Origin of the sequence: Escherichia sp. WS1152, assembly GCF_046487665.1 — a bacterium.
Classification (GTDB): Bacteria; Pseudomonadota; Gammaproteobacteria; order Enterobacterales; family Enterobacteriaceae; genus Escherichia; species Escherichia coli.
On the sequence record NZ_JBJQJA010000019.1, the window covers coordinates 12,826 to 26,211 of the forward strand.

General features: G+C 52.3%; 9 protein-coding genes. 3 read left to right on the top strand and 6 right to left on the bottom strand.

Features of this window, described 5'->3' with window-relative positions; all coding sequences use genetic code 11:
• Position 1: 1 nt before the first annotated feature.
• Complete coding sequence (gene wzb, locus ACJHW7_RS21120; RefSeq protein ID WP_000482901.1) at positions 2-445, bottom strand: low molecular weight protein-tyrosine-phosphatase Wzb; 444 nt, start codon at positions 443-445, stop codon at positions 2-4.
• Between the two features lie 5 nt (positions 446-450).
• A complete protein-coding gene (gene wza, locus ACJHW7_RS21125) occupies positions 451-1,590 on the bottom strand; it encodes a polysaccharide export protein Wza (RefSeq protein ID WP_000978094.1) in 1,140 nt (379 codons plus the stop codon).
• A 658-nt stretch (positions 1,591-2,248) separates the two neighbouring features.
• Here wza and ACJHW7_RS21130 point away from each other — a divergent pair.
• Complete coding sequence (locus ACJHW7_RS21130; protein WP_000454701.1) at positions 2,249-3,832, top strand: TerC family protein; 1,584 nt, start codon at positions 2,249-2,251, stop codon at positions 3,830-3,832.
• Between the two features lie 273 nt (positions 3,833-4,105).
• Here the strand turns inward: ACJHW7_RS21130 and asmA are convergent, their stop codons facing one another.
• The 3 genes from asmA to udk all read right to left on the bottom strand — a co-directional run bounded on the left by asmA (position 4,106) and on the right by udk (position 7,295).
• A complete protein-coding gene (gene asmA / locus ACJHW7_RS21135; RefSeq protein ID WP_001252331.1) occupies positions 4,106-5,959 on the bottom strand; it encodes an outer membrane assembly protein AsmA in 1,854 nt (617 codons plus the stop codon).
• Between the two features lie 21 nt (positions 5,960-5,980).
• Positions 5,981-6,562, bottom strand: a complete 582-nt coding sequence (gene dcd, locus ACJHW7_RS21140) for a dCTP deaminase (protein ID WP_001234767.1) — start codon at positions 6,560-6,562, stop codon at positions 5,981-5,983.
• Between the two features lie 91 nt (positions 6,563-6,653).
• Complete coding sequence (udk, locus tag ACJHW7_RS21145) at positions 6,654-7,295, bottom strand: uridine kinase (protein ID WP_001295424.1); 642 nt, start codon at positions 7,293-7,295, stop codon at positions 6,654-6,656.
• Between the two features lie 317 nt (positions 7,296-7,612).
• On the opposite strand from udk, the gene ACJHW7_RS21150 reads away from it, so the two are divergent.
• Positions 7,613-10,930, top strand: coding sequence for a diguanylate cyclase (locus ACJHW7_RS21150; RefSeq protein WP_072650393.1), 3,318 nt, complete (start codon positions 7,613-7,615; stop codon positions 10,928-10,930).
• 117 nt (positions 10,931-11,047) lie between these two features.
• On the opposite strand, the gene alkA is transcribed toward ACJHW7_RS21150, so the two are convergent.
• Positions 11,048-11,896: a DNA-3-methyladenine glycosylase 2 gene (gene alkA / locus ACJHW7_RS21155; RefSeq protein WP_000288420.1), complete on the bottom strand. Its 849-nt coding sequence runs from the start codon at positions 11,894-11,896 to the stop codon at positions 11,048-11,050.
• 133 nt (positions 11,897-12,029) lie between these two features.
• On the opposite strand from alkA, the gene yegD reads away from it, so the two are divergent.
• Entirely contained in the window at positions 12,030-13,382 is a 1,353-nt protein-coding gene (yegD, locus tag ACJHW7_RS21160) for a molecular chaperone (RefSeq protein WP_000469709.1), read from the top strand.
• Positions 13,383-13,386 lie beyond the last annotated feature (4 nt).

The following is a 13,386-nucleotide window of genomic DNA, read 5'->3' on the forward strand; positions in this document are numbered from 1 at the left end:
CTTATACCTGCTCTGCGTTCAATGCCTGCGCCCACTGGCGGGCAGACCGTTCAAGTAATGTGTACACCGCTGCAAACGTTTCCCGGCTTTTGCGATACGGATCGGGGATTTCACATTCGTTATCCCAGTGACCAAACAGCATCACTTTGCCGCGCATCTCAGGTGCCATCTCGCATAAGCGTTCGATATGGCGCTTTTCCATGGTCAAAATCAGGTCATAGTTGCGACACAGACGGCGGCTGATTTGCCGTGCACAGTGACCTTCCAGAGACAGTTGATGTTCTGCGGCGACGCTGATAGCGGTAGGATCAGCGCCCTTACCGACCAGCGCGCCGAGTCCAGCGGACTCCACTTTCAGTTCCGGGTGATAACGTTGCAGTAAGCGTTCCGCCGTCGGGGAACGGCAAATATTGCCGACACAGACAACTAAGATGTTGTTAAACATGACGATTACCAGTTATGAATGTCGCTGGCTGTATCCGTCATGTAACGGACACCGCTAATAGTTGGCAGCAACTGATTGATCAGACGGTTCCAGCGGGAAACCGGGGCGGTGGTGACATACACCACGTCATAAGGTTGCAGGCGGAATTCTGTCGCCATCACCAGCGACGTGGCATCGGACATATCCAGCTGGTAGATATTGGCAATCTTGCCGTTACGCCCGCCCTCGCCTTTCAGCGGACGAATGACAAAGATGCCGCTGGCGTTGGAGGTGGTCATGTCGATGCCTTCAGCATTGCCCAGGGCTTCAGTCAGGGTCATGCCGCTAAAGTCCATTTTCAGGGTGCTCTGTTTCTTCACTTCACCCATCACAAATACTTTCAGATCATCATTACGTGGCACGTAGAGAATATCGCCGGGGTAAAGCAGGCGATTCTGGTTGAGGTCGCCGTTTTGCATCAGCGCCTGCAAAGAAATGCGCTCTTCACGACCATTGTGTGTTAGCACCACGTTGCGCCAGTCAGCGGTGTCGGTCAGGCCACCTGCGGCGTTGATGGCGTCGAGAATAGTCAGTGGCACGTTGGTGATCGCCTGTTGACCGGATTTATTCACCTGACCGGAGATATAGGCCTTTTGTGAGCGGAAGGCGGCGATATTAACGTCCACCTGCGGGTCAGCGATGTACGTCGCTAAGCGCCCGGTAATATCACTGCGGATTTCAGCGAGCGTTTTCCCGACTACGTGGACCTTGCCGATATACGGGTAAAACATAGTGCCGTCAGGCTGTACCCAGTTGCCGGTGTCGCTGGAGCTGCGGTACTGACCGGCTGGCGTGGTGAGTTCCGGGTGATCCCAGACGGTGACATTAAGAACGTCCCCCGGCCCGACGCGATACTGGTAATTCGCGATCTCACTTTCCAGCGTCATATTGGGGCGCGCTACATTCGGGCGTGGGCGTAATTGGTCAATCAGGCGCGGGGTCAGCGGATAAACATTCACCATTTTGTCGAGATCGAAATCAGCGTCCTGCTGTTTGATGACGTCTTTGCCCATCGTCGACATATTGCTGCCCGGAAGTACTGTGCAACCGCTTATCAAGGTTACTGACACCAATAATGGCATCAATTTCATTTTGGATTTCATCATTGTTTATTTATCACTTTGGCAGAGTAATTATCCTGTGCACTATTAATAGCAATGTCGCCATGCACATTTACCTTGCAGTTAATTGAATAAAAATTTAACTGGCATCAGTCCTAAAAAAATTGATTTCATCCGCAGGCTATTGACAGAATAATTCAGACTGGTCTTTCAGGCATCCAGACACGCTACCGCCCCTGGCTTTTTAGCTACCAATACACTGATTTAGTTTAATTTTTCACACCCTCTCAGCATGCAGTCGTTGATGAGAAAGGGTTATTACGGAAATTAACTTCCGAATATAAGGTGACATTATGGTAATTGAATATTGGCTTTCCAATAATGCAGGAGGAAGTGTTACAGCTAACGGAATAGCAGGCAAGATAACAATTCGGTAATTGGCTATTTTTAAGAATTATATTAAGTGTCATTCAATATGGTTTTTAGGAGTTTCTTTAGGTTGACAATATTTAATATAGTGTCTCCACATGCGATATTTCTTAAATAATGTTTTATTATTACCACTTTTAATTCAGGGATAATGTGAGGTTATTACCCTCAAATAATATGAGATAAATAGTGCTGCAACATTGCATTTTTGCCCCGATTTATCCATGATCGAATTGTGACATTTGTCATACAACGAATAGGTTTTGTACTTACTATGGAATGGATTGCCGATCCGTCTATCTGGGCCGGGTTAATCACGCTGATTGTGATCGAACTGGTCCTCGGCATTGATAACCTGGTCTTTATTGCCATCCTCGCCGAAAAACTACCGCCGAAGCAGCGTGACCGCGCACGGGTTACCGGGCTGCTGCTGGCAATGTTAATGCGCCTGTTACTGCTGGCGTCAATCTCCTGGCTGGTCACCCTGACTCAACCGCTGTTCAGCTTCCGCTCGTTTACCTTTAGCGCCCGCGACTTAATCATGCTGTTTGGTGGTTTCTTCCTGTTGTTCAAAGCCACGATGGAGCTGAACGAACGGCTGGAAGGGAAAGACAGCAATAATCCCACACAACGCAAAGGTGCGAAGTTCTGGGGCGTGGTGACGCAAATTGTGGTACTGGACGCCATTTTCTCACTCGACTCAGTGATTACCGCCGTCGGGATGGTCGACCATTTACTGGTCATGATGGCCGCCGTGGTTATCGCTATCAGCCTGATGTTGATGGCCAGCAAGCCGTTAACGCAATTTGTTAACAGTCACCCGACGATCGTTATTCTCTGCTTAAGCTTCCTGTTGATGATTGGCTTTAGCCTGGTGGCAGAAGGTTTCGGCTTCGTCATTCCGAAAGGCTACCTGTACGCTGCCATTGGTTTCTCGGTGATGATCGAGGCGCTCAATCAGTTGGCTATCTTTAACCGGCGACGTTTTCTTTCCGCTAACCAGACGCTGCGCCAGCGGACTACCGAAGCGGTAATGCGCCTGCTTAGCGGGCAAAAAGAAGATGCGGAACTGGACGCCGAAACCGCGTCCATGCTGGTGGATCATGGTAACCAGCAGATCTTTAATCCGCAGGAACGGCGGATGATTGAGCGGGTACTTAATCTTAACCAGCGTACCGTCAGCAGCATTATGACGTCGCGCCACGATATTGAGCATATCGATCTCAACGCGCCGGAAGAAGAAATCCGCCAGTTGCTGGAGCGAAATCAGCATACGCGGCTGGTGGTTACCGACGGTGATGACGCAGAAGATTTGCTCGGTGTTGTTCACGTTATCGACCTGCTACAACAGTCTCTGCGCGGCGAACCGCTCAACCTGCGGGTGTTGATTCGCCAGCCGCTGGTGTTCCCGGAAACCTTGCCGTTGTTACCTGCCCTGGAGCAGTTCCGTAATGCCCGCACGCACTTTGCTTTTGTGGTGGATGAGTTTGGCTCGGTGGAAGGGATTGTGACATTAAGTGACGTCACTGAAACCATTGCCGGTAACTTACCGAACGAAGTGGAAGAGATCGACGCCCGCCATGATATTCAGAAGAATGCGGACGGTTCCTGGACGGCGAATGGTCATATGCCGCTGGAGGATCTGGTGCAATATGTGCCGCTGCCGCTGGATGAAAAACGTGAATATCACACCATTGCCGGGCTGTTGATGGAGTATTTGCAGCGTATTCCAAAACCTGGCGAAGAAGTTCAGGTGGGGGATTATTTGCTTAAAACGTTGCAGGTAGAAAGCCATCGCGTGCAGAAGGTGCAGATTATACCGCTGCGTAAGGATGGCGAGATGGAGTACGAGGTGTGATGGTATCGGTCATTTTACCCAATAGCCGAAAGGAATAAGATGAGGGAACCGCGCCATCGGCGATTTACCGCCGGGAGCCCGGGTTGCCAGGGTGGTGGAGATTGAGCCACCCTGGCACGTTCACCGGCTTGAGCGTTCCATAGTAGCGAGGAACATCAAGTGAACGGAACAGCCTTCGATCTTACATATTCAGAATATAATGATGCCGCCACGAACGCCTGATGCGACGCTTTACGCGTCTTATCAGGCCTACAGGACTGGTCACCTGGTAACCTACATCTTCTCCAGCAACTTCTTCACATCTTTGCCATTACGGGAATCTTTATTCCGCTCGGCCCAGTCATTCAGGCGACGTTTCGCTTCGTCCTGTAGATGTTTGCGCAGTAACTGATCCACTTGCAGGCTGTAATTGAGTTGCTGCCAGTTGCCATAAACCCGCAGCGGTACTGGCGTTTCTTTCAGGAAATCAATCAGTTTGCTTTCCCCGTTCCAGCCACCCACGACCCGAATATCAAACTGGGTGTCGCAGGTTTGATCTGCCAGATTCAACATGCCTTCCCCTGTCAGCGCCAGCACAGGCGATTGACCTTGCATGTCGTTTAACGTCACGACGCCATCCTTCAACGTCAAATCGGTGGTAAAGCGGTCAAGCCGCGTCACGTTATCAAAGTTTTCAGCGGCCTTCACATCACCGCCATTACGCTCTACCGCTTGCTGAATCATCTGCTGGAAGTTCATCCCTTCCATGCGCGTGTCGGTCATTTCGACATGTGCCTGTCCTTGCCAGTTGTGGCGGAATGCGTCGGCATCTATGTCAGCACCGGAGAAATCACCAGCCAGTGACATTTTTCCGGTCAACGAAATCGGATAGTTAAACGCCTTCAGAATGGTACCAATCTCAACGTTTTCCAGCCGTGGCTGGAAGTTTATCCGCGGATTTATTGATGTCGCGTCCAGCGTGCCCGGCAGTGAAACCTGTCCACCGTTAAGTTTGCCCTGCAGTTGAGTAATTTCCAGCAAACCCGACTTGTTGGTCATTTGCGTGGCAACATCTGTAAAATTCATTCCGCGCCAGCGCACGTTACTGGCCTGCAACAAAATATCAGCCGTAAAGCCTTGCAGTCCCTGATAGGCCGGTTCATCAATACGCGAAGAAATGACCGGGCGCGGCAACGTTGATTGGCTCTGCCCCTGCTGCGCGGCACCGTTTTCACCATTCGCGGTTTCATTAAGCGGGATGAGGTTGTCAAGATTCAGTTGCGGGAATTGCAGCCTCAGCTGCCATTCCGGTTTCTCTGTCAGCGTAACCTGTGCTTGCCCGCTTAGCGTACTATCATTGGCGGTCAAACTAATTTGGTTAAATGAAAGGCGTTTATGTGACTCCTGCCACTGGGCCTGGAAACTCCCCTGCCCCTGAATACCTTGTTTTGGTAAATCGGCACCCTGCAACTGCCAGTTAATTTGTTCAATAGCCGCCGTTAAATCATGCGGATAATCAGAAGCATCTACCGTACCGTTAAGGGATATCGTGAGATCGCGCTGATCGCGATTAACCCGCCCGGAGAACTCAAATGAACCACGATGTTGGGGATCTTGTTCCATTTGCAGGCGAATATTGCGGATTGTCACCTGCTCGTCATCTTCATGCTGGAACACCAGCACGCTGTCCGCCACCTTAAGACTGGATATATCAAACGACCATCCGCGATCGTCTGACAGATCCGGCAAGGTATTGTCGCGCGGTGCAACCGGAGCGTCTTCACTGCGCACCGCTTCCGTCTGCGGCGTCAGTTGGATCACTGCCCCTTTTAGCATCACCTGCTTAACGCTCAGTTGATGACTCAGTAGTGGTAAAAGCGCCACGTCCAGACGCATGTTGTCGGCGCGAACCAGTGGCTGGCTTGCGCCCTGGGCGGTGAGAGACATTCGCCCGGAGAGGATACTAAGCTGCGGCCAGACGTGCCAACGCAGTGGCCCGTCGAGCTGCAATTGATAACCGCTACGTGCAGCAACTTGCTTGACCATATAGTCGCGGAAATCATTCGGATTCACCAGCAACACTAACGCAGATAACCCGGCCACCAGCACGACCAGGAGTATCATCAGCGTCGTCAGAAATCGTCTCATGGTATCCTCAATGGGCCTGAATTAGTCTTTATCGATTCGGCTGGCTACCGCGCCCTGCTGGTTGCGATATTTCGCATCTTCACGGCGGTTGTAAGGTCGCGCCGCCGGGCCGGAAAGCGGCTCAAAGCTCAGCGCACCAATTAACATGCCCGGACGCAGCGCCAGCGGCAGCTTACCGGAGTTGTAGAACTCCAGCACAATGCAACCAGACCAGCCCGGATCGATGCGGTGCGCGGTGACGTGCACCATCAGCCCCAGACGCGCCAGTGAGGAACGCCCGTCCAGCCAGCCCACCAGATCGGCTGGCAGCGTCACCGACTCCAGCGTCACCGCCAGCGCCAGCTCTCCTGGGTGAAGATAGAACGCCTCGCCCTCGTCGAGAACGATCTCATCGCTCATCACGCGGTCAAGCGCGGCGCTCACTTCATCTTTGGGACCGCTCAGATCGATAAACGCTGCCGTGTGACCACGGAAGGTACGAAATTTATTGCCCAGGCGTACATCCACCGTCGCGCCGTTAATACGCTCCACTGGCGGACGTGGGTTGATCGACAAACGGCCTTCATCAAGCCAGGCTTCAATATCTCGGTCACACAGACGCATGGCATTTTCTCCTTTCGCGCATCACTCCCTTAACGCCAATTACGTCAAGGGCATACCAGGTTATCACTGAACGGTACACAATTTATCAAGCTTATTCAAAGAACTGACTTATTTTCGCTTTCAATATATCGATCGCGATGCGGTTTTTCCCGCCGCGCGGCACGATAATGTCCGCATATTGTTTAGAAGGCTCAATGAATTGCAGGAACATCGGGCGCACGGTTTTTTGATATTGCGCCATCACTGAATCCATTGAACGCCCACGCTCGTTAACGTCACGCTTGATGCGGCGCATCAGGCAGATATCCAGCGGGGTATCAACGAAAATGGAGAAGTTAAGTTCGTCACGCAAACGCGCATCCGTCAGCAACAAAATGCCTTCGAGAATGATGACCTTCTTCGGCTCAACCGTCACCGTTTCTTTCATACGCGTATGTTCAACATAGCTGTAAACCGGCAGGTCAATTGCCGAGCCGCGTTTCAACGCTTGTAAATGCTCAAGCAGCAGACTGTGATCCATCGCGCTGGGATGGTCGTAGTTGGTCTTAACGCGTTCTTCCATCGACAGATGGCTTTGATCTTTGTAATAGCAGTCTTCGGGAATTACGCCGATGTGTTCATCACCGACTTGCTCACGCAATTCACGATAAAGGGTACTGGCAATAAGACTCTTGCCGGAAGCCGATGCGCCAGCGATACCGATAATGACGCACTGATGAGACTGATCAGTCATATATTTAGCGACCTGATTAACCTGGATGTTAGGAAGGGGGCGACGAAGCGCCAAACGCGGCAATTATAGGGATTTCATCCGTCTGATACCAGTCGAATAGCGTTGCCGCGCGCTCAGAGTTAATTGTTGACAAAGAATTCCCGGGGGCAAATTACGTTGATCAGTTTTATGTAAGGTAAAAAATGTTATACGCAGTTGCGCAAATTATCCGCCTTTACGTCACTTTATGAGCAATTCGCATATAAAATGTAAAACTTTTGTACTAGCATAAACACAGAAACGAATACTGGCGACCAGGTCTTGCGGATAAAGCGGTAATGAGCAAACAATCACAGCATGTATTAATTGCCCTGCCCCACCCGCTGCTTCACCTGGTCAGTTTAGGTTTAGTCTCGTTTATCTTTACCCTTTTCTCGCTTGAGCTTTCGCAGTTTGGCACCCAACTCGCCCCACTGTGGTTCCCGACGTCCATCATGATGGTGGCGTTTTATCGCCATGCCGGGCGCATGTGGCCGGGAATTGCGCTGAGCTGTTCGCTGGGAAATATCGCCGCATCCATCCTGCTTTTTTCCACCAGCTCGCTGAACATGACCTGGACGACCATCAATATTGTTGAAGCCGTGGTCGGGGCAGTGCTGCTACGTAAATTGCTGCCGTGGTATAACCCCTTGCAAAATCTGGCTGACTGGCTGCGTCTGGCACTCGGCAGCGCCATTGTTCCACCTCTGTTGGGGGGTGTTCTGGTTGTCCTGCTGACGCCCGGAGACGATCCTCTCAGGGCATTTTTGATATGGGTACTGTCAGAATCCATCGGCGCTCTGGCACTGGTGCCGCTGGGATTGTTATTTAAACCACACTATCTGCTGCGCCATCGCAACCCACGGTTGCTTTTTGAGTCGCTGCTCACGTTAGCCATCACACTGACGTTAAGCTGGCTTTCGATGCTGTATCTGCCGTGGCCTTTTACTTTCATTATTGTGCTGTTGATGTGGAGCGCCGTGCGCCTGCCACGAATGGAAGCCTTTTTGATCTTCCTTACCACGGTAATGATGGTGTCGCTGATGATGGCCGCGGATCCCTCCCTGCTTGCTACGCCGCGTACGTACCTGACGAGCCATATGCCGTGGCTACCGTTTTTGCTGATCCTGCTGCCCGCCAACATCATGACCATGGTGATGTATGCCTTTCGTGCGGAACGCAAACACATTTCCGAAAGCGAAACCCGCTTTCGGAACGCCATGGAATATTCCGCCATCGGCATGGCATTAGTGGGCACCGAGGGACAATGGCTGCAATCCAACAAAGCACTCTGCCAGTTTCTCGGTTACAGTCAGGAAGAGCTGCGCGGACTCACCTTTCAGCAACTGACCTGGCCGGAGGATCTCAATAAAGATCTCCAACAGGTTGAAAAGCTGATAAGCGGTGAAATAAACACCTATTCAATGGAAAAACGTTACTACAACCGCAATGGCGATGTTGTCTGGGCGTTGCTTGCCGTCTCACTGGTGCGCCACACGGATGGCACGCCGCTCTATTTTATCGCTCAGATTGAAGACATTAACGAGCTAAAACGCACCGAACAGGTGAATCAGCAACTGATGGAACGCATCACGCTGGCTAACGAAGCGGGCGGGATTGGCATCTGGGAGTGGGAGCTGAAGCCGAATATTTTTAGCTGGGATAAGCGGATGTTCGAGCTGTATGAAATTCCTCCGCATATCAAACCGAACTGGCAGGTGTGGTACGAGTGCGTGCTGCCGGAAGATCGCCAGCATGCCGAAAAAGTGATTCGTGATTCGTTGCAATCACGCTCGCCCTTTAAGCTGGAATTTCGCATTGCCGTGAAAGATGGCATCCGCCATATCCGCGCCCTCGCCAACCGGGTACTGAATAAAGAAGGCGAAGTCGAACGCCTGCTCGGCATCAATATGGATATGACCGAGGTTAAACAGCTTAACGAGGCATTGTTTCAGGAAAAAGAGCGCCTGCACATTACGCTGGACTCCATCGGCGAAGCCGTGGTCTGTATTGATATGGCAATGAAAATTACCTTTATGAATCCAGTGGCGGAGAAGATGAGCGGCTGGACGCAGGAAGAAGCATTAGGTGTTCCGCTCCTGACGGTGTTGCATATTACTTTTGGCGACAACGGACCATTAATGGAAAACATTTACAGTGCCGACACCTCACGTTCCGCGATTGAACAAGATGTGGTGTTGCACTGCCGGAGCGGCGGCAGCTACGACGTGCATTACAGTATTACGCCGTTAAGTACTCTGGACGGCAGCAATATTGGTTCGGTTCTGGTGATTCAGGACGTCACCGAATCACGCAAAATGCTGCGCCAGCTGAGCTACAGCGCCTCCCATGATGCACTGACGCATCTCGCCAATCGCGCCAGTTTTGAGAAGCAACTACGCATCCTGCTGCAAACGGTAAACAGTACGCATCAGCGACATGCCCTGGTGTTTATCGATCTTGATCGCTTTAAAGCGGTGAATGACAGCGCCGGGCATGCGGCGGGCGACGCTTTACTGCGCGAACTGGCGTCGTTGATGCTGAGCATGCTGCGCTCCAGCGACGTGCTGGCGCGGCTCGGCGGTGATGAATTTGGTCTGCTGCTGCCAGACTGCAATGTCGAAAGTGCGCGTTTTATCGCTACACGTATTATCAGTGCTGTGAATGACTATCACTTTATCTGGGAAGGACGTGTACATCGGGTAGGTGCCAGTGCCGGGATTACCTTGATTGATGACAACAATCATCAGGCGGCTGAAGTGATGTCGCAGGCTGATATCGCCTGTTATGCCTCCAAAAATGGTGGCCGGGGCCGGGTGACGATTTACGAACCGCAGCAAGCTGCCGTACATAGCGAACAGGCGGCGATGTCGCTTGATGAACAGTGGCGGATGATTAAAGAGAATCAGTTGATGATGATCGCCCACGGTGTCGCTTCGCCACGGATCCCGGAAGCGCGTAATTTGTGGCTGATTTCACTTAAGCTGTGGAGTTGCGAAGGCGAGATTATTGATGAACAAACATTTCGTCGTAGCTGCAGCGATCCGGCACTTAGCCATGCTCTTGACCGACGGGTATTCCACGAATTTTTCCAGCAGGCTGCCAAAGCGGTTGCCAGTAAAGGCATAAGCATCGCCCTCCCCCTTTCCGTTGCCGGTTTGAGTAGCGCCACGCTGGTGAATGACCTGCTTGAGCAGATGGAAAATAGCCCTCTACCACCACGGTTATTACATCTGGTTATTCCGGCAGAAGCGATTTTAGATCACGCAGAAAGCGTGCAAAAACTGCGGCTGGCGGGATGTCGGATAGTGCTCAGCCAGGTGGGCCGCGATCTGCAAATCTTCAACTCGCTGAAAGCGAATATGGCAGATTACCTGCTACTTGATGGGGATTTATGCGCCAACGTGCAGGGTAATTTGATGGATGAGATGCTGATTACGATTATTCTGGGGCACGCTCAGCGACTCGGGGTGAAGACTATAGCCGGGCCAGTCGTTTTACCCTTAGTGATGGATACGCTTTCGGGCATCGGCGTCGATCTGATTTATGGTGATGTGATTGCCGATGCCCAACCGCTGGATTTGCTGGTGAATAGTAGTTATTTCGCGATTAACTGAGGGAGCGTTTGCCCATTGCCTGATGCGACGCTAACGCGTCTTATCAGGCCTACAAATCTACAAATCGCTCATTCTCCAGGCCGGATAAGGCGCTCGCACCGCATCCGGCGACCAACGTCATGCTTCGTCTGGTTGCCAGCCTTCCGTATACCAGATATGCAACAGCGCATAAGAGCGCCAGGGCTTCCAGCGTTCGGCATAACGGCGGATTTGTGCTGGTGTCATTCCCGGAAATCGCTGTTTAATCAGATAATCATCCGGCAGGAAAACATCTTTCGCCTGCCAGCCACGCAAAGCAAAATAATTCGCCGTCCAGCGCCCGATACCCGGAAAAGTTTGCAGCGTTTTCATCGCCTGCTCCACATCGCCCGGTATTGTCATTGGTAAGGTGCCCTCCAGCGCCGCATTTGCCAGATGAATCAGCGCCTCTGCCCGTTTCAACGGCATACCTAACGCTTTTAATGCCTGCGGGTCTGCTGCTGCCAGCCGCTGAGGCGTCGGGAAGCAGATATACTCCGGAAAATCATCCAGCCGTTCGCCATAAAGCTGTGCCACTCTGGCGGTCAATTTTGCCGCCATCGCCACGCTCACCAGTTGGCCTAAAATCGCCCGCACGCCCTGCTCAAAAGCATCAACACAGCCGGGTAAACGCAATCCGGGCCGCGCCGCGCCTAACCTGCCCAACGCACCGTTAACAATTTGTGGGTTACATTGCAGATCAAACAGGCGGCTCATTTTCGCCAGACACTCTGCGGCAACAGGTTCTAAACCTGCACTTAAATTTATGTGCAGAGTATGGCGGGCTATATCCGGAATAGCAGTCACCACGCCGCGATATTCGCCCACCGCCAGACTACGGGCATAATAACTGTCCGCGACCGTTTCCACACTGCTCACCGCACGGGCGGCGAGAAATCCCAACATCCACGACCAGTCATACGGCGGCTGCCAGTTCAGGGTATACATCGCATCTCCTTATTCATCCGCTTTCAGCATAAACGTTATTCAGACGCTGCGCTTTGCTTTCATATTCCGGTTGTCGCGACGGCAACATTTCGCTAAAGTCACGCCCCTTCTTCACCGGCATGGGGATTATTTCGTGTTTATTGGTTTTGATTACGGTACAGCAAACTGTTCAGTGGCGGTCATGCGTGACGGTAAACCGCATTTGCTAAAAATGGAAAACGACAGCACGCTGCTGCCTTCAATGCTTTGCGCGCCAACGCGTGAAGCGGTAAGCGAATGGCTGTACCGCCATCATGATGTTCCGGCAGACGACGATGAAACGCAGGCGCTGTTACGTCGGGCGATTCGTTATAACCGCGAAGAAGATATCGATGTTACGGCGAAAAGCGTGCAGTTCGGTCTTTCCTCACTGGCACAGTACATTGATGATCCAGAAGAAGTGTGGTTTGTGAAATCACCAAAATCGTTCCTCGGTGCCAGCGGCTTAAAACCGCAGCAGGTAGCGCTGTTTGAGGATCTGGTCTGCGCAATGATGTTGCACATTCGCCAGCAGGCGCAGGCACAGCTGCCAGAAGCGATTACTCAGGCGGTGATTGGTCGTCCGATCAACTTCCAGGGGCTGGGCGGTGATGAAGCAAACACCCAGGCGCAAGGGATTCTGGAACGCGCGGCGAAGCGTGCCGGATTCAGGGACGTGGTATTCCAGTACGAGCCGGTCGCGGCTGGGCTGGATTACGAAGCCACCTTGCAGGAAGAAAAACGGGTGCTGGTGGTGGATATCGGCGGTGGTACGACTGACTGTTCATTACTGCTGATGGGGCCGCAGTGGCGTTCGCGTCTCGATCGTGAAGCCAGCCTGCTGGGTCACAGTGGTTGCCGTATTGGCGGTAACGATCTGGATATCGCGCTGGCGTTTAAAAACCTGATGCCGTTACTGGGCATGGGTGGCGAAACCGAAAAAGGCATCGCCCTACCGATTCTGCCGTGGTGGAATGCGGTTGCCATCAACGACGTTCCTGCACAGAGTGATTTCTACAGTAGTGCCAACGGTCGTCTGCTTAACGATCTGGTACGCGATGCCCGCGAACCGGAAAAAGTGGCCCTGTTACAGAAAGTCTGGCGTCAGCGTTTAAGCTATCGCCTGGTGCGTAGCGCAGAAGAGAGCAAAATCGCCCTTTCAAGCACTGCGGAAACCCGCGCCTCACTGCCGTTTATCAGCGATGAACTGGCTACGCTGATTAGCCAGCAAGGGCTGGAAAGCGCCCTCAGCCAGCCACTGGCGCGGATTCTGGAACAGGTGCAACTGGCGCTGGATAACGCCCAGGAAAAACCGGACGTTATCTACCTGACCGGCGGTAGCGCCCGTTCGCCGCTGATTAAAAAAGCGCTGGCAGAACAGTTGCCGGGCATTCCGATTGCAGGCGGCGATGACTTTGGCTCCGTCACCGCCGGGCTGGCACGCTGGGCAGAAGTGGTATTTCGTTAAAAGA